The sequence below is a fragment of the Youngimonas ophiurae (nom. illeg.) genome (genome assembly GCF_049803795.1).
In the GTDB taxonomy this organism is placed as follows: domain Bacteria; phylum Pseudomonadota; class Alphaproteobacteria; order Rhodobacterales; family Rhodobacteraceae; genus Thalassobius.
Window position 1 is genome coordinate 2501 of record NZ_JBNAGJ010000007.1, and the last position, 20786, is coordinate 23286.

A 20786-nucleotide genomic window follows, 5' to 3' on the forward strand; every position below is an offset into this window, starting at 1 on the left:
TGCCTTGTTCGCAAGGCCGGTGTTGCAAACCCGCTTTCCTTGGAGGTTTGCAGCATATCGCTTCGAAAACGACGGTGTTGTCCAAGTCAAGTACACTAACCAAGTGCACTTTCGAAAGAAAGTGTCACTATTGTCTGAACAGACCGACATCTGTTCAGGCGGGAAAGTATGCTTTTGACCGGATTGAGAGCTGCCAGTCGAACCAGCCTGGCGGCAATGAGATTTGGCTCTGCCCTGCGCTCAAGTAGCGAAGCGGTAGCGCAGTGTTACCAACGCGCTCAAGTAGCGAAGCGGTAGCGCATCCAACAAGTCTTGCTCTTTCTGGATCAAATCAAGCGCGAGAAGGGCGTTTGGTGAATGCCTTGGCAGTAAGAGGCGATGAAAGACGTGATACTCTGCGATAAGCCATGGGGAGCTGAGAATAAGCTTTGATCCATGGATCTCTGAATGGGGCAACCCACCTGAAAGTTTGTTATTGTTACTTCGGTAATCAATAACATTCTTAACCAGGTACTTAAAACCTGAATACATAGGGTTTTAAGAGCAAACCCGGGGAACTGAAACATCTAAGTACCCGGAGGAAAGGAAATCAATTGATACTCCCCTAGTAGCGGCGAGCGAACGGGGACCAGCCGAGCCATGATTGTGATTAGAACACGTTGGAATACGTGACCAAAGTGGGTGACAGTCCCGTATAAGAAGCATGATTGGACGTATTAAGTAGGGCGGAACACGTGAAATTCTGTCTGAAGATCGGAGGACCACCTTCGAAGGCTAAGTACTCCTTACTGACCGATAGCGAACCAGTACCGTGAGGGAAAGGTGAAAAGCACCCCGACGAGGGGAGTGAAACAGTACCTGAAACCGAACGCCTACAATCAGTTGGAGGGCCCTTGCGGCCTGACAGCGTACCTTTTGTATAATGGGTCATCGACTTGGTCTCACGTGCAAGCTTAAGCCGATAGGTGTAGGCGCAGCGAAAGCGAGTCTTAATAGGGCGTCGAGTTCGTGGGATCAGACCCGAAACCGAGTGATCTAGGCATGACCAGGCTGAAGGTAAGGTAACACTTACTGGAGGGCCGAACCCACACCTGTTGAAAAAGGTCGGGATGAGTTGTGCCTAGGGGTGAAAGGCCAATCAAACTCGGAGATAGCTGGTTCTCCGCGAAATCTATTTAGGTAGAGCGTCATCCGAATACCCCGGGGGGTAGAGCACTGGATGGGTAATGGGGCCCCACAGGCTTACTGATCCTAACCAAACTCCGAATACCCGGGAGTACTAGATGGCAGACACACCACGGATGCTAACGTCCGTGGTGGAGAGGGAAACAACCCTGACCTCCAGCTAAGGCCCCTAATTCATGGCTAAGTGGGAAAGCAGGTGAGACGACCAAAACAACCAGGAGGTTGGCTTAGAAGCAGCCATCCTTTAAAGATAGCGTAACAGCTCACTGGTCTAAATAAGTTGTCTTGCGGCGAAGATGTAACGGGGCTCAAGCCATGAGCCGAAGCTGAGGATGCACATAGTGCATGGTAGCGGAGCGTAGTGTGACATAGCACTGATCTTTATTATCGCCAAAGGTCTTGGCGCAGGTAACTGTGCTCAAGTAGCCGAAGGCGGTAGCACAAGATCAAGTGCTTTCTGTGAAGCCGGGCTGTAAGGCATCCGGTGGAGAGATCACTAGTGAGAATGATGACATGAGTAGCGACAAACAGTGTGAGAGACACTGTCGCCGAAAGTCCAAGGGTTCCTGCTTAAAGCTAATCTGAGCAGGGTAAGCCGGCCCCTAAGGCGAGGCAGAAATGCGTAGTCGATGGGAATCAGGTTAATATTCCTGAGCCGTGGAGTGGTGACGGATCGTGAAGGTAGTTCAATCTTATCGGATTGATTGGGCTGCTGATCGGTTCCTGGAAATAGCCCTCCTATAAGACCGTACCCTAAACCGACACAGGTGGACTGGTAGAGAATACCAAGGCGCTTGAGAGAACTATGTTGAAGGAACTCGGCAAAATACCTCCGTAAGTTCGCGAGAAGGAGGCCCGGTTTCTACGCAAGTATTGACTGGGGGCACAAACCAGGGGGTGGCGACTGTTTACTAAAAACACAGGGCTCTGCGAAGTCGCAAGACGACGTATAGGGTCTGACGCCTGCCCGGTGCTTGAAGGTTAAAAGGAGAGGTGAGAGCCTTGAATTGAAGCCCAAGTAAACGGCGGCCGTAACTATGACGGTCCTAAGGTAGCGAAATTCCTTGTCGGGTAAGTTCCGACCTGCACGAATGGCGTAACGACTTCCCCGCTGTCTCCAACATAGACTCAGCGAAATTGAATTGCCTGTCAAGATGCAGGCTTCCCGCGGTTAGACGGAAAGACCCCGTGCACCTTTACTACAGCTTCACACTGGCATCAGGCCAAGCATGTGCAGGATAGGTGGTGGGCTTTGAAACCAGGACGCCAGTCCTGGTGGAGCCTCCCTTGAGATACCACCCTTGCTTTGCTTGATGTCTAACCGCGGTCCGTTATCCGGATCCGGGACCCTGTGTGGCGGGTAGTTTGACTGGGGCGGTCGCCTCCTAAAGAGTAACGGAGGCGCGCGAAGGTTGGCTCAGAGCGGTCGGAAATCGCTCGTTGAGTGCAATGGCAGAAGCCAGCCTGACTGCAAGACTGACAAGTCGAGCAGAGTCGAAAGACGGCCATAGTGATCCGGTGGTCCCGTGTGGAAGGGCCATCGCTCAACGGATAAAAGGTACGCCGGGGATAACAGGCTGATACTGCCCAAGAGTCCATATCGACGGCAGTGTTTGGCACCTCGATGTCGGCTCATCTCATCCTGGGGCTGGAGCAGGTCCCAAGGGTACGGCTGTTCGCCGTTTAAAGAGGTACGTGAGCTGGGTTTAGAACGTCGTGAGACAGTTCGGTCCCTATCTGCCGTGGGTGTAGGATACTTGAGAGGAGTTGCCCCTAGTACGAGAGGACCGGGGTGAACGTTCCACTGGTGGACCAGTTATCGTGCCAACGGTAGTGCTGGGTAGCTATGAACGGACAGGATAACCGCTGAAGGCATCTAAGCGGGAAGCCCCCCTCAAAACAAGGTATCCCTGAGGACCGTGGTAGACCACCACGTCGATAGGCCGGAGATGTAAGTGCAGCAATGCATTCAGTTGACCGGTACTAATGGTCCGATAGGCTTGATTTGATCCAGTAACAGCAAGACTAGTTACTCAATCATATCAAAAGCATACACAACACAATGTACAGCGTACTGACTTGGACACTTGGTTATTACTCGGTTTGGTGGTCATAGCAGAAGCAAAACACCCGATCCCTTCCCGAACTCGGAAGTTAAGTGCTCTAACGCCAATGGTACTGCATCTTAAGGTGTGGGAGAGTAGGTAACCGCCAAACCTAGTAATAACCAAACTATGATCCCTCTAAATAGATGTTACAGATAAACGCCCGGCCTTAACGCCGGGCGTTTTTTGTTGTTCGGGTCCGTGTTCCTACTGACTTGAATTGCCGCGCCCCCTACAACATTGTGATCCCGCGAATATTTGAGGGGGAGCACATGGAGAAGGTTGCACCAGTGCAGCAACAGATCGACAGCGCCCGTCTGGCCCGGATCGGGGACTGGATGGACCGCTATGTTGCGGCGCGGAAATACCCCGGCTGCTCGGTTCTGATCGCGCGTGGCGGTCAAGAGATGTATCACCATGCAACAGGCCTGCGGGACATCGCGCGCGGGCAGCCCTTTACCCGAGACACAGCGGTCCGGATTTATTCGATGACCAAGCCGGTGACCTCGGTTGCGATCATGATGCTGGCGGAAAGGGGAATGTTCCATCTGGATGCTCCGGTGTCGGATTTTATCCCTGCTTTCAAAGACATGCGCTGCCTGGTGCCTGGCGCAACGGACATCGGCCAGACGCGGCCCTGTGCGGTGCCAACGCTGCATCACCTGCTGACCCACACCTCGGGGCTAAGCTATCCGTTCAATCCGGGGCTGTTGCCGCAGGCGATGGATGTGGACGATCTGATGTTCAAACCCAAACAGGGAGTGTTGGCGGATATGGTGGCTCAGGTCGCCGCCCTGCCTTTGGCGTTTGAGCCGGGGGCTCGGTGGGAATATTCGGTGTCGATCGACATTCTGGGCCGCATTGTCGAAATCGTATCGGGGCAGAGCCTGGCGCAGTTCTTTGCGGATGAAATCCTTGGCCCTCTTGGTATGACCGAGACCGGGTTTTCCGTGCCCGGCCCGGCGCGGGATCGGTTTGCCGCGCTTTATACGCCTCTGGTGGGGGATGCGATGGCCCTGAACACGGCGCAAAAGGGCGAGGAAACCCTGCGCTGCGTGGATGATCCGGCGACGTCTCCGTTTCTGGCGGCCAGCATGTATTCCGGTGGCGGCGGGCTGATCAGCACCCTGGATGATTATATGAAGTTTGCCGAGATGCTGCGCCGTGGCGGCTCGTTTGGGGCGCGAATCCTGTCGCCGCAAACCGTGGCCTTCATGCGGCGCAACCATTTGAAGGGGGATATTGCCTCGATGGGGCCGGCCAGCTTTGCCGAGCAACCGATGGAGGGCATGGGCTTTGGGCTGGGCGGCTCTGTCGTGCTAGAGCCCGGACGGACCCGCGTGCCCGGCAGCGTGGGCGATTTTAGCTGGGGGGGTATGGCCTCGACCTTCTTCTGGGTCGATCCGGTGCTGGACCTGAGCGTCGTTTTCCTGACACAGCTGTCACCGTCCAGCTCCTACCCTTCGCGTGCGGAACTGAAGGCGCTGGTGCACGGAGCGATCCTGTCATAACCGAAGAGCGCCCCATTCTGTGGACCTCGGGCCTGATGGCCGAGGGCATTGGATGGCTGCGAATTTCTTCCTGGCGCGTGCAGGCGGGTACGTCCCCCTGCAATTAGCCGGCCGAAATATGGGCCTGGCACCAGCGCAGCAGGGTGGCCTCGTCCTTTTGCAGCTCTTCGGCCAGATCACCGGCAAACTCTTGGAATAGGGGAAGTTTTTCACGCCCCACCCCGATCAGAACGGGGATGTCTTGGGCCAGAGCCTGGCCGATCACGGCGCGAAACCCCGCGCCTTCGGCCTCTTGTTTGCCGAACTTGTTGAGCAGCAGAATCTGCGGCGCATGGTCCAAAGAGGCGGCGATCAGCCCTGCCGCCTGCTCAAGCCCGTCCGGATCCAAAGAGCACCCGGTCGCCAAAGCGCCCAAATCCTGGCTGATGGTGATATCGGGGCCAGCGGGCAGCACGGACAGCACCATTTTCTGCCGCGCATCTTTGGTATCGCGATCCGTGCGCTGCGTGGCGCCAGTGACGGCCACCCCTGAGGCACACAGGGCCTGTGCGACCTGCCTGAGCAGGGTCTCGGCCTGACCCGGAGTTTCGGAAATGACAAAGCCCAGCATGAACGCCTCTTGCAACTGACCCGTCCGGATTACAGGATAGCCGCGCGTCGGAAAAGAGGCCGCTCCTGCGGCAAATGGGGGACAGCGTGAACATTCCCGGAGTGATCCTGGCCGGAGGCCAAGGCCAGCGGATGGGCGGGCAGGACAAAGCTCTGCTCAGACTGGGGGGGCAGACGTTGCTGGATCGGGCGATCGGGCGGCTGGGGCCGCAATGCAGCGGGCTGGCGGTGAATGCGAATGGCGATGCAGGGCGCTTTGGCCGGCTGGACCTGCCGGTTTTGCCCGACAGTGCGGCGGGGCAATTGGGGCCTCTGGCGGGGATTCTGGCTGCAATGGATTGGGCCGCCGGTCTGGGGGCCGGGCGGGTTGTGACGATTGCGGTGGATACGCCTTTCATTCCGTTGAATTTTGTGGACAGGCTGGCTGCGAGGGGGGCAGCCGGCGTGGCCATGGCAGCGAGTGAAATGCCGGGCTCGGATCGGCATTTGCAGCCCGTGTGCGCATTGTGGCCTGTCGCGCTGCGCGAGGATCTGCGGACATCCCTGGCCGAGGGCGAACGCAAGGTGCGCAAATGGGCGCAGCCTCATGGGCTGGAGCCGGTTCTCTTTGCGGATCAGGGGGTGGATCCGTTTTTCAACATCAATACGCCGCAGGATCTGCGCCAGGCGCGGGCTCTGTTACGCGGGGATCAGTACTTTCGGATGAAATAGACCTGCGCGCCGGCCCGTTCGTGCATCTGCACCAGCTCATAGCCGGATTCTGTGCAAAAATGCGGAATGTCGATCACCGCCACCGGATCGGTCGCCGTCAGGCGCAGAACCTGGCCGGGGGCCAGCGCCAGCAGCCGTTTGCGCGCCTTTAGCACCGGCATGGGGCAGATCAGCCCCGAGGCATCATAATCGTCGTCGAATTCCATACCCGGCTGGCTATCGCATGGCGGGGCGCAAGTCCACGCCGACAGTGCGCGGGGGCGGCGCCTGATGCAGATCAAAGACCTGATATTCCGAATCCCTTATGTATTCTTCAGGGAGACGCGCCGGAATCTACGAGGAAACTATGCTTAGACTCGCCTCTATTCTTTATTCCCTGATCGGCACGACAGTGGCCGGCACTTTGGTGATTGTCGCCCTGACGATGGGGCTGGATACGCTAAAGCCCATCGTGGCGGCTGCGGTGATCGGGTTTGCTCTGGCGTTGCCGATCACTTGGGTGGTGACCAAGGGCATTATGGGAAACACCTGAACGCATAGCTGAATTCGGGTTTCGCCTCGGCGAAGCGGTGGCGACGGCGGTACGTGGGAGGGGTCCCCGTTGGGGCCGCCGTCGCCCATTTACAGATTCAGCCAGACCCGCACGGCGGCTTCGAATTCGCGGGGTTTTTCGGCGTGCAGCCAATGGCCCGCGCCCGGAATTTTGGCAAAGCTGGCCTGCGGGAACAGGGCTTTGATCCGGGGCCGGTCCTCATGTTTCACGTAATCGGAATCGCCACCTGACAGGAACAGGGCGGGGCCTTGATAAGTGGCCTCGATCTCTGGGAAGGACAGGATTTTGGGCATTTCGCGGGCCAGAACGTCCAGATTCAGCCGCCAGCGTTTCGCGGCCACATCCAGAGATTGGGTAAAGAAGACGGGCAAGGCAGGATCGTCCACCATCTGGCGCAGCTGCGCCTCGGCGTCCGAGCGTTTTTCAACCCTCTCCAGATCGACAGCCTGCATCGCGGTGATGTATTGGCCCTGCGTATGGCTGTATGCCACAGGCGCGATATCCGCGACGATCAGCCGGTTCACCAGATCGGGGTATTTCAGAGCGCAGACCATGGCCGCCTTGCCCCCCATCGAATGGCCCAGCACGTCCATCGGCGCCCCATGCGCGCGGATCACCTGAGCCAGATCCTCGGCCATGTCCAGGTAGGAATGACTGTCCTGCCAGCCGCTATAGCCGTGATTGCGCTGATCCACGGCGATGACCTGCCGTTCGTTGGACAGACGTTTGGAAATCACCCCCCAATTACGCGCCGATCCGTACAGACCGTGGACGATAAGCAGGCTGGGCTGGTCGGTTTTTTCACCGTGAATGATCTGGTTTAGCATGGCTCTTTGATAGCGTTCTTGGCGCTGCGTGGCCAGCGTCATTGTATGGTTGCCGGGGCTGGGCTATTCTGCGTCCCAGAGGCGGGTCAGTGGTAGGCAAGTGATTGAGCACAAAGCATTTCTAAAGATGGAGGCCGAGCTGGAGAAGCTCTTGGCCGAAAAGCACGGGCTGCGCTCGGGGCGGTTCGAGCAGCGCCTGGCCAAAGCCCTGCGCCGCGCGCCGCGCTCTGTGCGCCGGGCTGCGGACAGGTTTGTTGTCGCGCGGGTGCAGATGGGCAATCCCAAGCTGATGCGCCTGATGGAGCCCGGTGGCATTGACGCGGATTTCCAGATACTGCGCGCTCATTTCCGCGCGATTGATGTGGCCGACCGGCGCAAGGGGATGGTGCTGTCGATCCTGGGAAGCCTGAGTTTCAGCCTGCTGGTGGTGTTTGGTCTGGTGATGCTGTGGCTGGTCTGGCGCGGGTTTCTGTAACCCACGGCCCCCGGTGCAGAGCGCTGCGAAACACCAAGGTTACCGTTACGAAACTGACGTAGAGCAACAGATACCACGATCCCATCTTGGCAAAGCTGACCTGTTCGAACGGGTTTTGCCCGGCATAGAGCCAGGTGCCCGTCATCGTCCCGATATTCTCGGCCAGCCACAGGAAGAAACTGGACAGAAAGGCCGCCAGCGGCAGGGGCATCCAGTACCAGTTCTCTGCGATCCGAAACCAGATGCGGGTGCGCAGGAACAGGATCAGCGTGGCCGCGAACAGGGCCAGCCGGATGTCAGGCAGGAAATGGTGGGCAAAGAAGTTCACATAGATCGCCGAGGCCAGGATAAGCGTGCTCCAGAACGGGGGGTAGGGCGCGAATTGCATGTCGAACAGGCGGATCACGCGGGCCATGTAGCTGCCGACGGACGCATACATGAAGCCCGAAAACAGCGGCACGCCCATCAGTTTCAGCACGCCCGGCTCAGGGTAGGACCAGCTGCCGGCCTGGACCTTGAACAGCTCCATCGCGGTGCCGGTCAGATGGAACAGGGCGATTACGCGGGCCTCGTCCCAGCTTTCTAACTTTAGCGCCAGAAACAGCGCTTGCAGGCCCACGGCGACGATAACCAAGAAGTCATAGCGATGCAGCGCCCAGTCCGGCTGCCAGATCGCACGGGTCAGCAGGATCGCGCCCAAAAGGCAGATGCCAAACAGGCAGGCCCAGCCTTGTTTCAGAACGAACATCACGAACTCGGCCGCCCAATGGGGCAGACGTGCGCGCATCCAGTCGCCTAAAGTGCGTTCAATTCCAAGGGTTTGAGGGGCGTGTTCGGGCATAATCGTCTAACAAAATCAATTTCGGAATGGCCCATATAAAAACGCCGCCGCAGGAGTGTCCAGCGGCGGCGTCAAATGTCTATGTGTTCAGGTTACAAGTTCGGATAGAGCGGGAACTTCTGACACAGGGCTTCGACCTCGGCTTTGACCTTGGCTTCGACCTCGGCGTTGCCGTCTTCACCGTTGGCGGCCAGCCCGTCCACGACCTCGACGATCCAGTCGGCGATCTGGCGGAACTCGGCCTCGCCAAAGCCACGAGTGGTGCCGGCCGGGGTGCCCAGACGGATGCCGCTGGTGACCATCGGTTTTTCGGGGTCAAACGGAATGCCGTTTTTGTTGGTGGTGATATGCGCGCGGCCCAGGGCCTTTTCGGTGGCGTTGCCTTTGACGCCTTTGGGGCGCAGGTCCACCAGCATGACGTGGGTGTCGGTGCCGCCGGTCACGATGTCCAGCCCGCCCTTCATCAGCTGATCGGCCAGGGCCACGGCGTTCGCGCGCACCTGTTTCTGGTAGGCTTTGAATTCGGGGCGCAGGGCCTCGCCGAAGGCGACGGCCTTGGCGGCGATCACATGCATCAGCGGGCCGCCCTGGATACCGGGGAAAATGGCCGAGTTGACCTTTTTCGCGATGTCCGGGTTGTTTGTCAGGATCATGCCGCCGCGCGGGCCGCGCAGGGTTTTGTGGGTGGTGGTGGTGGCCACATCCGCATAGGGGAAGGGGCTGGGATGCTCGCCCGCGGCGACCAGACCGGCGAAATGCGCCATGTCCACCATCAGATAGGCGCCAACGCTGTCGGCGATCTCGCGCATTTTGGCGAAATCCACCTGACGCGGAATGGCCGAGCCGCCCGCGATGATCATTTTCGGCTGATGTTCGGTGGCCAGTTCCTGCACCTGCTCATAGTCGATGCGGCTGTCCTGCTGACGCACGCCGTATTGGATGGCGTTGAACCACTTGCCCGATTGGTTGGGCTTGGCACCGTGGGTCAGGTGGCCGCCTGCATCCAGGCTCATGCCCAGAATGGTATCGCCGGGTTTCAGCAGCGCCTGATAGACACCCTGGTTGGCCTGGCTGCCCGAGTTGGGCTGCACATTGGCAAACTCGCAGCCAAACAGCTGCTTGGCGCGGTCGATGGCCAGGTTCTCGGCCACATCGACATACTGGCAACCGCCATAGTAGCGACGGCCCGGATAGCCTTCGGCGTATTTGTTGGTCATGACAGAGCCCTGGGCCTCCATCACGGCGGCCGAGACGATGTTTTCGGACGCGATCAGCTCGATCTCGTGGCGCTGGCGGCCCAGCTCGTCGGTGATCGACTGGTACAGTTCGGGATCGCGCGAGGCGAGCGCTTCGGTGAAGAAACCGGAATCGGACATGGCTTTGCTCCGTCGTGGCAAATGGATGGCGCGTACCTAAAGGAAACAGGGCACAGAAGAAAGACCCGAATGCGACCATGCGGCAGTTGATGGCGGCGGGGCTGGCACCTAATGCGAACTTGTGGTTCGATTAGGAACCGTATGAGACGCTTTGGAAACAGGAAACCGGCTGACATGTCCCTGCGCATCGCTTTTGCGGCCAGTGAGGCCCACACTGCCCAGACCGCCCGCGCCGCCCTTGTGGGGCGCTATGGTAACGCCCCCGAAGAAGAGGCCCATGTGATCGTGGCCCTGGGCGGGGATGGGTTCATGTTGCAGACCCTGCACCGCACGCAGCATCTGGATGTGCCGGTGTACGGGATGAATCGCGGCACCGTCGGGTTCCTGATGAACGAATATGCCGAATCCGATCTGATGAACCGGCTGTCCGATGCCGAAGAGGCGGTCATCAATCCGCTGTCCATGGTGGCGACCTGTGTGGATGGGACCATCCATCGTGCGCTGGCGATTAATGAGGTCTCGGTGCTGCGGGCGGGGCCTCAGGCGGCGAAGCTGCGGATTTCCATCGACGGGCGCCTGCGGATGGAGGAGCTGGTCTGCGACGGGGCGCTGATCGCCACGCCTGCGGGCTCGACCGCGTATAACTATTCGGCGCATGGGCCGATTCTGCCGATCGGCGCGGATGTGCTGGCCCTGACGGCGATTGCCCCCTTCCGGCCCCGGCGTTGGCGCGGGGCGCTTTTGCCGAAAACCGCGCATGTTCGCTTTGACGTGCTGGACCCAGAGAAACGCCCGGTGATGGCCGATGCAGACAGTAACTCGGTCGAGAATGTGGTGGCGGTCGAAATCCGGTCCGAGCCGGACATCGCGCATCGCATCCTGTTCGATCCGGGGCACGGGCTGGAAGAGCGGCTGATCCGCGAACAATTCGTCTAATAAAAGCAGACCCGCGTGCAGGCCAGCGCTGCGCCCTGCGGGCCGTGCAGCGCATAGCTATGGATTGCCTCGGGGCGGGGCAGGCGGCGCAGTACGCCGCCGACGGGCTGAAACTCGGTCAGCAGCAGATTGATCGTGCCCGCCGTTTCGAGGCCCGAGAAATCCCGCACATAGCCCTGATGCGCCCCCATCGCCCGTGTGCGCAGGATCATCCGGCAGGGCTGTGCGGCGGCGGGGACGGATAGCAACACCCCCCGCGTGCGCGCCGAGAGCGGCAGCCGCAATACATGCGCCCCCGGAATAACGGTGCGCGCGGGGGCTGGCACCTCGGGGATCGGCTCGGGGGTGAAATCGTCAAAGAGCATCATGGCAGCGGGCTCGAATGTCATTTGTTCTATTTTTGTTTTATTTGCCCCGCCGCCGCAATCCCAAAAAAGAAGACCCCGCAAAAAGCGGGGCCAGGTGGGGTTAACTTTGTGAAGACGCCTATTTTGCGTAACCGATGGTCTGCAGGGCCTCTTTGATTTCGTCCAGGATGGCCGGATCGTCGATGGTGGCGGGCATCTTGTATTCCTTGCCGTCTGCGATGGACACCATGGTGCCGCGCAGAATCTTGCCCGAGCGGGTTTTCGGCAGGCGGTCCACCACGACGGCCAGTTTGAAGGCGGCCACGGGGCCGATTTTTTCGCGGACCAGTTTGACGACTTCCTTGACCACCTCGGCGTGATCGCGGTCCGCGCCGGCATTCAGACACAGGAAGCCAACCGGCATCTGCCCCTTCAGCTGATCGGTGACGCCGATCACGGCGCATTCGGCAACATCGGGGTGACCGGCCAGGACTTCTTCCATCCCGCCGGTGGACAGCCGGTGCCCGGCGACGTTGATCACGTCATCGGTGCGCGCCATGATATAGACATAGCCGTCCTCGTCGATCATGCCCGCATCGCCGGTTTCATAGTAGCCGGGGAAATGCTCCAGATAGGATTTCTTGAACCGATCTTCGGCATTCCACAGGGTCGGCAGGGTGCCGGGGGGCAAGGGCAGCTTGATCGCGATGGCGCCCAGCTCTCCGGTGGGGACGGGGTGGCCGCCCTCGTCCAGGATCTGCACGTCATAGCCCGGCAGCGGCACAGACGGCGAGCCCAGCTTGACTGGCATTTCCTCGATCCCCAGCGGGTTGCCTGCGATGGCCCAGCCGGTTTCCGTCTGCCACCAGTGGTCAATCACCGGCACGCCCAGCTGATCTTGCGCCCAGACGATGGTGTCGGGGTCGGCGCGCTCACCGGCCAGATAGACCTGTTTCAGGCAGGACAGATCGTATTTCTTGACGTATTCGCCGGTCGGATCCTCGCGTTTCACCGCGCGGAAGGCGGTGGGCGCGGTGAAGAAGGATTTGACGTTATGTTCGGAAATCACACGCCAGAAGGTGCCCGCATCGGGGGTGCCGACGGGTTTGCCCTCGAAGACGATGGTGGTGTTGCCATGCACCAGCGGCCCATAGGTGATGTAGCTGTGCCCCACGACCCAGCCCACATCCGAGGCCGCCCAGAACACATCGCCCGGATCGACGTTATAGAGGTTCTTCATCGTCCAGTTCAGCGCCACCAGGTGCCCGCCGGTGGGGCGCACAACGCCCTTGGGCTGGCCCGTGGTCCCCGAGGTATAGAGGATATAGGCGGGGTGATCTGCCTCGACCGGGACACAATCGGCCGGTTCCACACCGTATTGGAACCCGTGCCAGTTGAAATCACGGCCCTCTTCCAGATGGGCGACTTCCTGTTCGCGCTGGAAGATCACGGTGAAGTCGGGCTTGTGCTGGGACAGTTCAATCGCGCCGTCCAGCAGCGGTTTGTAATGGACCACGCGGCCCGGCTCGATGCCACAGGATGCGGCGATGATGGCCTTGGGTTTGGCGTCGTCGATGCGCACGGCCAGCTCGTTGCTGGCAAAGCCTCCAAACACGACCGAGTGCACAGCCCCCAGACGGGCACAGGCCAGCATGGCCTCCAGGGCTTCGGGGATCATCGGCATGTAGATGATCACGCGGTCGCCTTTTTCCACGCCCTTGGCGCGCAGGGCGCCGGCCAGGCTGGCGACACGGTTGCGCAGCTCGACATAGGAAATGGTGCGTTTGGTATGGGTGACGGGGCTGTCATAGATGATGGCGGTCTGCTCGCCCCGGCCCGCTTCGACATGGCGGTCAACGGCGTTCCAGCAGGTGTTGACCATGCCGTCCTTGAACCATTCGTACAGAGGCGCGTTTTCATCGAACAGGGCCTTGCTGGGCTTTTTGTCCCAGTCGATGGCCTGGGCTGCGTCCATCCAGAACCCTTCCGGGTCCGATTTCCACGCGGCGTAAACGTCTTTGTATGCCATAGTATGCCTCCTCCTTTGGGTTGTGATCTTGATTACGTAGGGTCGTAGAATCCCGCAAGAATTATGCATGGGGGGCGACAGAATTACGCAAGAAATTTGCAGAATTCGAAAGATTTTGGCCGAAGGGTTTTGCAAACTCCCCATGAGACATGCTGAAAATTAGCGAAAAGCACGTTATTTTGCAAAAATGCAAAGTCTGAACCGCAAATTTGACGACTCACGGCGCAGGCCGCGGCCCAGGGCGGAAACCGGCCGCAAAGGCTCTCTCTTTGCGGCCGGTTTCACGGTGCTGGCATGGCCAGAGTCAGCCGTATTGCGCCACCGGCGTGCCGGCGATGGCGGCCATGTTCAGCAGCCCGCGCGGCGTAATCGAGGGGCTGACGATATGCACCCGGTTGCCCATGCCCATCAGGATCGGGCCGATCTCCAGCCCGTCGCCTTTCATCTTCAGAATGTTGCGCACCCCGCTGGCCGCGTCGGCATTGGCAAAGACCAGCACATTGGCCGCGCCCTGCATCCGGCTGCCGGGGAAAATCCGTTCGCGCAATTCGGGATCCAGCGCGGCGTCCACGTTCATTTCGCCCTCATAGCAGAAATCACGCGGGGCGCTGTCCAGAATCTCCAGTGCGGCGCGTTGGCGGCGGCCGGTGTCGCTGTTCAGGTTCCCGAACTGAGACTGCGCACAGAGCGCGATCTTCGGTTCCAGGCCAAAGCGGCGCACATGGCGTGCCGCCCCGATCACGGTTTGGGCGATTTCATCGGGGGTGGGGTCAATGCTGACCTGCGTGTCCGCAATGAACAGCGGCCCGTCCTCCAGGATCATCAGCGACAGCGCCCCCGAGGGTTGGCGCCCCTTATCCGCCAGCAGCTGCGTGACATAGTTCAGGTGCCAGCGATATTCGCCAAAAGTGCCGCAGATCAGGGCGTCGGCCTCGTCGCGATAAACCATGATCGCGCCGATGGCGGTGGTGTTCGTGCGCATGATCGCCTTGGCCAGATCCGGAGTAACACCGCGCCGGGCCATGACCTCGTGATAGGTGGTCCAATAGTCGCGGTAACGGGCGTCGTTTTCGGGGTTCACCACGTGGAAATCCACATCGGGGCGGATTTTCAGGCCGGCGCGTTCGCAGCGGGCCTCGATGACGTCGGGGCGGCCGATCAGGATGGGCTGTTCGGTGGTTTCCTCCAGCACGGCCTGAGCGGTGCGCAGTACGCGTTCGTCCTCGCCCTCGGCAAAGACGATGCGGCGACTGGCCGAGCGGGCGGCCTCGAACACCGGGCGCATCAGCAGGGCGGATTTGAAGACGGTCTGGTTCAGGCTGGCCTTATAGGCCTCCAGATCCTCCAGCGGGCGGGTGGCCACGCCGGTTTCCATCGCTGCCTGCGCCACCGAGGAAGACACCACCCCCGACAGGCGCGGATCGAACGGTTTGGGGATCAGGTAATCCTCGCCAAAGGTCAGGCGTTCGCCCTGATAGGCGGCGGCGGCCTCGGCGCTGGTGGTGGCGCGGGCCAGTTCGGCGATGCCGTCGATACAGGCCAGCTGCATCTCGTCGTTGATCTCGGTTGCGCCGACGTCCAGCGCCCCGCGGAAGATGAACGGGAAACACAGCACGTTATTCACCTGGTTGGGATAATCGCTGCGGCCGGTGGCGATGATGGCGTCTGGGGCGACCTCGCGCGCCAGTTCGGGCAGGATTTCCGGGGTCGGGTTGGCCAGTGCAAAGATCACCGGGCGGGGCGTCATTTTCGAGACCATATCCGGGCTGAGCACCCCAGGACCGGACAGGCCCAGGAACATGTCGGCACCCTCGATCACCTCGGCCAGGGTGCGTTTGTCCGAGGCCTGCGCATAGGCCGCTTTCTGAGGCGTCATGTCCTCGGTCCGGCCCTCATAGACCAGCCCATGGATGTCGCACAGCCAGACGTTTTCACGCTTTACGCCCAGTTTCAGCAGCATGTTCAGGCAGGCAATCCCTGCGGCACCGCCGCCAGTGCTGACGATCTTGATGTCCTCGAATTTTTTGCCCGCGACGTGCAGAGCATTCTTCGCAGCGGCCCCCACGACAATGGCGGTGCCGTGCTGATCGTCATGGAAAACGGGAATGTTCATCCGTTCGCGGCACAGTTTTTCCACGATGAAACAGTCGGGCGCTTTGATGTCTTCTAGATTGATGGCACCGAAAGTGGGTTCCATCGCGCAGACCAGATCGGCCAGTTTTTCGGGGTTGGATTCATTTAGTTCAATGTCAAAACAATCTATGTTCGCGAACTTTTTGAACAGGACGGCCTTGCCCTCCATCACGGGTTTGCTGGCCAATGCCCCGATATTTCCCAGCCCCAAAACGGCCGAGCCGTTGCTGACAACGGCCACCAGATTGCTGCGTGCGGTATATTTGCTTGCGTTTGCAGGGTCTTGCTTGATTTCCAGGCAGGCTTCGGCCACGCCGGGGGAATAGGCGCGGCTTAGGTCGCGCCCGTTGGCCAGGGGCTTGGTGGCTCGGATCTCAAGCTTCCCCGGTTTGGGGTGTTCATGATAGAAAAGCGCGGCTTGGCGCAGGGATTCTTTGGATGTATCGGACATTGGGGCCTCCTGCGTGATCGGATAGTTTGGCGTTAAACTAAATGATGACCAAAGGGAAGGCGCTGTTTTCCGGCCTGCGCGCGGACTTGCAAAACCTGGCCTGCGGGATCACAGTTTTCCAAACCTTGTCTCTTGAAACCGGAGAATACACCGATGTCCCTGCTGGATGCAGCCCGATCTGTTCGCGAAAACGCCTATGCGCCCTATTCGAACTTCAAAGTGGGAGCAGCGATCCGGTCTGTATCGGGGCAGATCTATACCGGGTGTAACGTGGAAAACGTGGCCTATCCCGAAGGCACCTGCGCCGAGGCCGGGGCCATCGCCGCGATGGTGGCCGCAGGCGAGACCGAACTGGTTGAGGTCTGTGTGATCGCGGGCAGCCCTCAACCTGTCACGCCCTGCGGTGGCTGCCGTCAGAAACTGGCCGAGTTCGGGCGCGGCGATGTGCCCGTTCGTTTGGCCTCGGTCGATGGCCCCGAGACAACGATGACCATCGCCGAGCTGCTGCCGGGCGCGTTCGATCCGTCGCATATGGAGCGCAGCTAAGCGGTATGGATGCCCGCGCAATCATAGCCCGCGTTCGGGATCGGCAGCCTGTCGATCCGGCCGATCTGGCGTGGTTTGCGGCGGGTCTGGCGGATGACACCGTGACGGATGCGCAGGCGGCCGCCTTTGCCATGGCGGTGCTGCTGAACGGGCTGGGCGAGCGCGGCCGCGTGGCGCTGACCCAGGCGATGCGCGATTCCGGGGATGTGTTGCACTGGGATCTGGATCGCCCGGTTTTGGATAAACATTCGACCGGCGGGGTGGGCGATTGCGTGTCCCTGATCCTGGCGCCCGCGCTGGTGGCCTGCGGGGCCTATGTGCCGATGATCTCGGGGCGGGGGCTGGGGCATACCGGAGGGACGCTGGACAAACTGGAATCGATTCCGGGGTTTCAGACCGGCCTGTCGCAGGATCGGTTCCGTCAGACTGTCACCCAGACGGGATGTGCCATCGTCAGCGCCAGCGGGGCGATTGCGCCCGCGGATAAGCGCCTATACGCGATAAGGGACGTGACCGCCACGGTCGAAAGCCTGGACCTGATCACCGCCTCGATCCTGTCCAAGAAACTGGCCGCCGGGCTGCATGGGCTGGTGTTGGATGTCAAGGCTGGCTCGGGGGCGTTCATGAAAACTACCGCGCAGGCCACAGAGCTGGCGCGGGCCCTGGTGTCTACGGCCAATGCGGCGGGGTGTCCGACGGCGGCTTTGATCACGGATATGAGCCAGCCTTTGGCATCGAATTTGGGCAACGCGCTTGAGATCGCCACCGTGATGGAGGTGCTGACCGGCAGCGCCACCGGGGCGGCTTCAGAGGCTCCGGACCGTTTGCTGGACATCTCGGCCGCGCTGGGCGGGGTGCTGCTGGACAATGCGGGGCTGGCGGATACGGCCTCTGACGGGGCCAAAGCGATCCGGGCGGCTGTTGCCAGCGGGCAGGCCGCCGAGGTGTTTGGCCGGATGGTGGCCGCGCAGGGTGGCCCTGTTCAATTTGTCGAAAATTGGCAGCGTTTTCTGCCCGAAGCTCCGGTCATTCGGGAAATCCCCGCGCCCGAGACAGGATATGTCAGCGCTTGGGACGGTCAGGCGCTGGGCCTGGCGGTGGTCGATCTGGGGGGCGGGCGGCATGTGGAAACAGATGTAGTGGATCCCGCGGTGGGCCTGTCCGATGTGGCCCCGATCGGCAGTTTCCTGCACCGAGGTCAGCCTTTGGCGCGGGTTCATGCGGCGCGTGAAGCGGCAGCGGATCAGGCCGTTCGGCAGGTGCTCTTGGCTGTGGAAATGAGCGGACAGATGCCGGTCGCCCCGCAGCTTATTTACGAAAGGATCGGCTGATGCCCCGCGCGTTTTTGCTGGTGATTGACAGTGTGGGCATTGGCGGAGCGCCGGATGCAGGGCGCTTTTTCAACGGGGATCGCCCGGATACGGGCGCGAATACGCTGGGCCATATTGCGCAGGCTTGTGCCGAAGGGCGGGCCGAGCAGGGGCGCTCGGGGCTATTGAAACTGCCCTGTCTGGATGGGCTGGGGCTGGGGCACGCGCTGCGGGTCGCGTCGGGGATGCAGGCCCCTGGGCTGGGCGCCGCGCCGACGGGGCTGTGGGGCGCCGCAACCGAGATCAGCCCCGGCAAGGATACGCCCTCGGGGCATTGGGAAATCGCGGGGGTTCCGGTGCCCTGGGACTGGCACTATTTCCCCGATCAGACGCCCGCGTTTCCGGCGGAATTGACGGCGCAAGTCTGTGCTTTGGCCGGCACGGAGGGGATATTGGGCAACCGGCACGCGTCGGGCACAGAGATTCTGTCTGAGTTGGGCGCGCAGCATCTGCAAACCGGCTGGCCGATCTGCTACACCTCGGCGGATAGCGTGTTTCAGATCGCCGCGCATGAGGTGCATTTCGGCCTGGATCGGTTGCTGACCCTGTGCCAAGAGCTTGCGCCAGTGCTGCACCGGATGCGGGTTGGCCGCGTGATTGCGCGGCCTTTCGTGGGCTCTGTTCAGCAGGGGTTTACCCGCACGCAAAACCGCCATGACTATGCCATTGCGCCCCCCAGCCCAACGCTGTGCGATTGGGCCAGCGCGGCGGGTGTGCCCGTTCATGCTGTTGGAAAGATTGGAGATATCTTCTCGATGCGCGGTATTGCGGATGTCTGCAAGGGCCCCGATACGAAGCTGATGGAGCACCTGCACCGGCTGATTGAAACCGCCGAGGACACCAGCCTGACCTTTGCGAATTTTGTTGAATTCGACAGCCTTTATGGCCACCGCCGGGACGTGTCGGGCTATGCGCGGCATCTGGAATGGTTCGATGCGGCGCTGGCCGGGCTGCTGCCGCAGTTGCGCGTGGATGATCTGTTGATCGTCACGGCCGACCATGGCAATGATCCCACCTGGAGCGGCACCGATCACACCCGTGAACGCACTCCGGTTCTGGGCTATGGGGCAGGGGCGCGCGCCATTGGGAACGTCATGTTCGCCGACATCGCCGCCAGTATTGCGGCGCATTTGAACATCCCCGCGCAGGGGCCGGGAAAGTCCTTTTTATGAGCTGGAAAACGCTTCCGAAAATCGAACTGCATCTGCATCTAGAGGGCGCGGCGCCTCCGGTGTTCATTCGTCGCCTGGCGCAGGAAAAATCGGTCAGCCTAGAGCGCGTTTTCGACGAACAGGGGGCCTATGCCTATCGTGATTTCCCGCATTTTCTGCAAGTCTACGAGGCCGCGACACAGGTTCTGCAAACCCCGCGCGACTATCAGCGGCTGACACGCGCCGTGCTGGAGCAATGCGCTGAACATGGCGTGATCTATGCCGAGACCTTTGTGTCGCCCGATTTCTGCGGTGGGCGCGATCTGGCGGCATGGCGGGACTACCTGGCCGCCATCCGTGAAGAGTCAGACCGTGCCGAGGCCGAGATGGGCATCACCTTGCGCGGTATCGTCACCTGCATCCGGCATTTCGGCCCCGAAAAGGCCAGGGAAACCGCGATGTGCGCTGCCGAAACAGCGGGGGACTGGATCACCGGGTTCGGAATGGGCGGCGATGAAACCATGGGGCGGCAGGGCGATTTCGCCTGGGCCTTCGATTGCGCCCGCGAGGCCGGGCTGCGGCTGACGACTCATGCCGGGGAATGGGGCGGGCCCGCCGCGATCCGCCAGGCGCTGGAACTGGGGGTTGAACGGATCGGCCACGGCGTGCGTGCGATCGAGGATCCCGCGCTGGTCGAAACTCTGGCCGATACGGGCGTTGTGCTTGAGCTTTGCCCAGGTTCGAACATTGCGCTGGGGCTGTATCGGAATTTCGCCGCCCACCCCATTGCGCGCCTGCGCGATGCGGGGGTAAAGGTGACGGTATCCACCGATGACCCGCCGTTTTTCCACACGACGATGACGCGGGAATTCGAAGCGTTGGAACAGGCATTCGGCTGGGGGCCGGAGGATCTGAAACAACTGAACGACACGGCGATCAACGCGGCCTTCTGCGACGAAGGAACACGCGCGCGCATTCAGAAAAAACTGGAGACAGCATGACCGAGCACCTGACCATCGTGACGCATCCGCTGGTGCAGCACAAACTGACCCTGATGCGCAAGCAGGACACCTCGACCGCCAGTTTCCGCCGCCTTTTGCGTGAAATCAGCCAGCTTCTGGCCTATGAGATCACCCGCGAAATGGAGATGACCAGCGAAACCATCGCCACCCCGATGGAGCAGATGGAGGCCCCCGTTCTGGAGGGCAAGAAACTGGCGCTGATCTCGATCCTGCGGGCGGGCAACGGGCTGCTGGATGGCGTGCTGGAGCTGATCCCGGCGGCGCGCGTCGGGTTTGTCGGGCTCTACCGTGACGAAAAAACGCTGGAGCCGGTGGAATACTATTTCAAGGTGCCGGAAAATCTGGAGGACCGTCTGGTCATTGCCGTGGATCCGATGCTGGCGACGGGCAATTCCTCGGTTGCGGCGATTGATCTGCTAAAGAAGGCCGGGGCGAAAAACATCCGCTTCATGTGCCTGCTGGCCGCCCCCGAGGGCGTTGCGCGTATGAAAGAGGCACACCCCGATGTGCCCATCGTCACAGCCTCTTTGGACCGCTGTTTGAACGAAAAAGGGTACATCATGCCGGGACTAGGTGATGCGGGTGACCGAATGTTCGGCACAAAATAA

The 20786-nt window shown here is 60.6% G+C and carries 18 protein-coding genes and 2 rRNA genes; 12 read left to right on the forward strand and 8 right to left on the reverse strand.

What is annotated here, in order from left to right:
• The first annotated feature begins 329 nt into the window (after positions 1-329).
• The 3 genes from ACP15O_RS14355 (at position 330) to ACP15O_RS14365 (ending at position 4801) form a co-directional block, all read left to right on the forward strand.
• Positions 330-3193, forward strand: a 23S ribosomal RNA gene (locus tag ACP15O_RS14355).
• Between the two features lie 94 nt (positions 3194-3287).
• Positions 3288-3402: ribosomal RNA gene (rrf, locus tag ACP15O_RS14360) — 5S ribosomal RNA — on the forward strand.
• A gap of 160 nt (positions 3403-3562) precedes the next feature.
• Complete coding sequence (locus tag ACP15O_RS14365; RefSeq protein WP_425096809.1) at positions 3563-4801, forward strand: serine hydrolase domain-containing protein; 1239 nt, start codon at positions 3563-3565, stop codon at positions 4799-4801.
• A 103-nt stretch (positions 4802-4904) separates the two neighbouring features.
• On the opposite strand, the gene ACP15O_RS14370 is transcribed toward ACP15O_RS14365, so the two are convergent.
• Positions 4905-5411, reverse strand: coding sequence for a DUF2478 domain-containing protein (locus ACP15O_RS14370; protein WP_425096810.1), 507 nt, complete (start codon positions 5409-5411; stop codon positions 4905-4907).
• 86 nt (positions 5412-5497) lie between these two features.
• On the opposite strand from ACP15O_RS14370, the gene mobA reads away from it, so the two are divergent.
• On the forward strand, positions 5498-6121 hold the full coding sequence (gene mobA, locus ACP15O_RS14375) for a molybdenum cofactor guanylyltransferase MobA (protein WP_425096811.1): 624 nt from the start codon (positions 5498-5500) through the stop codon (positions 6119-6121).
• On the opposite strand, the gene ACP15O_RS14380 is transcribed toward mobA, so the two are convergent.
• The gene (locus ACP15O_RS14380) at positions 6100-6327 is read right to left on the reverse strand and encodes a sulfurtransferase TusA family protein (RefSeq protein ID WP_425096812.1); all 228 of its coding nucleotides are present in this window, start codon (positions 6325-6327) and stop codon (positions 6100-6102) included. The two genes, mobA and ACP15O_RS14380, sit on opposite strands and share 22 nt — an antisense overlap.
• Positions 6328-6467: 140 nt before the next feature.
• Here ACP15O_RS14380 and ACP15O_RS14385 point away from each other — a divergent pair, with 140 nt between their 5' ends.
• Complete coding sequence (locus ACP15O_RS14385) at positions 6468-6653, forward strand: CTP synthetase (protein WP_425096813.1); 186 nt, start codon at positions 6468-6470, stop codon at positions 6651-6653.
• Between the two features lie 89 nt (positions 6654-6742).
• Here ACP15O_RS14385 and ACP15O_RS14390 read toward each other — a convergent pair whose 3' ends face one another.
• Positions 6743-7501 (reverse strand): alpha/beta fold hydrolase, encoded by a 759-nt coding sequence (locus tag ACP15O_RS14390; RefSeq protein ID WP_425096960.1) that lies wholly within the window; start codon positions 7499-7501, stop codon positions 6743-6745.
• 100 nt (positions 7502-7601) lie between these two features.
• Between ACP15O_RS14390 and ACP15O_RS14395 the strand changes: the two genes are divergently transcribed.
• Entirely contained in the window at positions 7602-7976 is a 375-nt protein-coding gene (locus ACP15O_RS14395) for a hypothetical protein (protein ID WP_425096814.1), read from the forward strand.
• Here the strand turns inward: ACP15O_RS14395 and ACP15O_RS14400 are convergent.
• On the reverse strand, positions 7915-8763 hold the full coding sequence (locus ACP15O_RS14400) for a DUF817 domain-containing protein (RefSeq protein WP_425096815.1): 849 nt from the start codon (positions 8761-8763) through the stop codon (positions 7915-7917). The genes ACP15O_RS14395 and ACP15O_RS14400 overlap by 62 nt on opposite strands.
• Positions 8764-8909: 146 nt before the next feature.
• Complete coding sequence (gene glyA, locus ACP15O_RS14405) at positions 8910-10193, reverse strand: serine hydroxymethyltransferase (protein ID WP_425096816.1); 1284 nt, start codon at positions 10191-10193, stop codon at positions 8910-8912.
• Between the two features lie 174 nt (positions 10194-10367).
• Here glyA and ACP15O_RS14410 point away from each other — a divergent pair, with 174 nt between their 5' ends.
• Positions 10368-11129, forward strand: coding sequence for an NAD kinase (locus tag ACP15O_RS14410; protein WP_425096817.1), 762 nt, complete (start codon positions 10368-10370; stop codon positions 11127-11129).
• Here the strand turns inward: ACP15O_RS14410 and ACP15O_RS14415 are convergent.
• The 3 genes from ACP15O_RS14415 to ACP15O_RS14425 form a co-directional block, all read right to left on the reverse strand.
• Positions 11126-11518: a hypothetical protein gene (locus tag ACP15O_RS14415; RefSeq protein ID WP_425096818.1), complete on the reverse strand. Its 393-nt coding sequence runs from the start codon at positions 11516-11518 to the stop codon at positions 11126-11128. The two genes, ACP15O_RS14410 and ACP15O_RS14415, sit on opposite strands and share 4 nt — an antisense overlap.
• A 97-nt stretch (positions 11519-11615) precedes the next feature.
• On the reverse strand, positions 11616-13505 hold the full coding sequence (gene prpE, locus ACP15O_RS14420) for a propionate-CoA ligase PrpE (protein ID WP_425096819.1): 1890 nt from the start codon (positions 13503-13505) through the stop codon (positions 11616-11618).
• A 304-nt stretch (positions 13506-13809) separates the two neighbouring features.
• A complete protein-coding gene (locus tag ACP15O_RS14425) occupies positions 13810-16089 on the reverse strand; it encodes an NADP-dependent malic enzyme (RefSeq protein ID WP_425096820.1) in 2280 nt (759 codons plus the stop codon).
• Positions 16090-16242: 153 nt separating this feature from the next.
• Between ACP15O_RS14425 and ACP15O_RS14430 the strand changes: the two genes are divergently transcribed.
• Genes ACP15O_RS14430 through upp form a run of 5 tightly spaced genes read left to right on the forward strand, consistent with a single transcriptional unit; the run spans position 16243 to position 20786 of the window.
• Positions 16243-16635 carry a cytidine deaminase gene (locus ACP15O_RS14430; protein ID WP_425096821.1) on the forward strand — a complete coding sequence of 131 codons (393 nt, stop codon included), beginning with the start codon at positions 16243-16245 and terminating at the stop codon, positions 16633-16635.
• A gap of 5 nt (positions 16636-16640) precedes the next feature.
• Positions 16641-17966, forward strand: coding sequence for a thymidine phosphorylase (locus ACP15O_RS14435; RefSeq protein ID WP_425096822.1), 1326 nt, complete (start codon positions 16641-16643; stop codon positions 17964-17966).
• Positions 17966-19177 (forward strand): phosphopentomutase, encoded by a 1212-nt coding sequence (locus tag ACP15O_RS14440; protein WP_425096823.1) that lies wholly within the window; start codon positions 17966-17968, stop codon positions 19175-19177. The genes ACP15O_RS14435 and ACP15O_RS14440 overlap by 1 nt, the downstream gene beginning before the upstream one ends.
• A complete protein-coding gene (locus ACP15O_RS14445; RefSeq protein WP_425096824.1) occupies positions 19174-20157 on the forward strand; it encodes an adenosine deaminase in 984 nt (327 codons plus the stop codon). The genes ACP15O_RS14440 and ACP15O_RS14445 overlap by 4 nt, the downstream gene beginning before the upstream one ends.
• Entirely contained in the window at positions 20154-20786 is a 633-nt protein-coding gene (upp, locus tag ACP15O_RS14450; protein WP_425096825.1) for a uracil phosphoribosyltransferase, read from the forward strand. Before ACP15O_RS14445 ends, upp begins: the two co-directional genes overlap by 4 nt.

Bases quoted from the DNA above. Each gene is read 5' to 3' on its own strand.
- ACP15O_RS14365 (WP_425096809.1), top strand. From the start codon at position 3,563: ATGGAGAAGGTTGCACCAGTGCAGCAACAGATCGACAGCGCCCGTCTG.
- ACP15O_RS14370 (WP_425096810.1), bottom strand. From the start codon at position 5,411: ATGCTGGGCTTTGTCATTTCCGAAACTCCGGGTCAGGCCGAGACCCTG.
- ACP15O_RS14380 (WP_425096812.1), bottom strand. From the start codon at position 6,327: ATGGAATTCGACGACGATTATGATGCCTCGGGGCTGATCTGCCCCATG.
- ACP15O_RS14385 (WP_425096813.1), top strand. From the start codon at position 6,468: ATGCTTAGACTCGCCTCTATTCTTTATTCCCTGATCGGCACGACAGTG.
- ACP15O_RS14390 (WP_425096960.1), bottom strand. From the start codon at position 7,501: ATGCTAAACCAGATCATTCACGGTGAAAAAACCGACCAGCCCAGCCTG.
- ACP15O_RS14400 (WP_425096815.1), bottom strand. From the start codon at position 8,763: ATGCGCGCACGTCTGCCCCATTGGGCGGCCGAGTTCGTGATGTTCGTT.
- glyA (WP_425096816.1), bottom strand. From the start codon at position 10,193: ATGTCCGATTCCGGTTTCTTCACCGAAGCGCTCGCCTCGCGCGATCCC.
- ACP15O_RS14410 (WP_425096817.1), top strand. From the start codon at position 10,368: ATGTCCCTGCGCATCGCTTTTGCGGCCAGTGAGGCCCACACTGCCCAG.
- ACP15O_RS14415 (WP_425096818.1), bottom strand. From the start codon at position 11,518: ATGACATTCGAGCCCGCTGCCATGATGCTCTTTGACGATTTCACCCCC.
- prpE (WP_425096819.1), bottom strand. From the start codon at position 13,505: ATGGCATACAAAGACGTTTACGCCGCGTGGAAATCGGACCCGGAAGGG.
- ACP15O_RS14425 (WP_425096820.1), bottom strand. From the start codon at position 16,089: ATGTCCGATACATCCAAAGAATCCCTGCGCCAAGCCGCGCTTTTCTAT.
- ACP15O_RS14430 (WP_425096821.1), top strand. From the start codon at position 16,243: ATGTCCCTGCTGGATGCAGCCCGATCTGTTCGCGAAAACGCCTATGCG.
- ACP15O_RS14435 (WP_425096822.1), top strand. From the start codon at position 16,641: ATGGATGCCCGCGCAATCATAGCCCGCGTTCGGGATCGGCAGCCTGTC.
- ACP15O_RS14440 (WP_425096823.1), top strand. From the start codon at position 17,966: ATGCCCCGCGCGTTTTTGCTGGTGATTGACAGTGTGGGCATTGGCGGA.
- ACP15O_RS14445 (WP_425096824.1), top strand. From the start codon at position 19,174: ATGAGCTGGAAAACGCTTCCGAAAATCGAACTGCATCTGCATCTAGAG.
- upp (WP_425096825.1), top strand. From the start codon at position 20,154: ATGACCGAGCACCTGACCATCGTGACGCATCCGCTGGTGCAGCACAAA.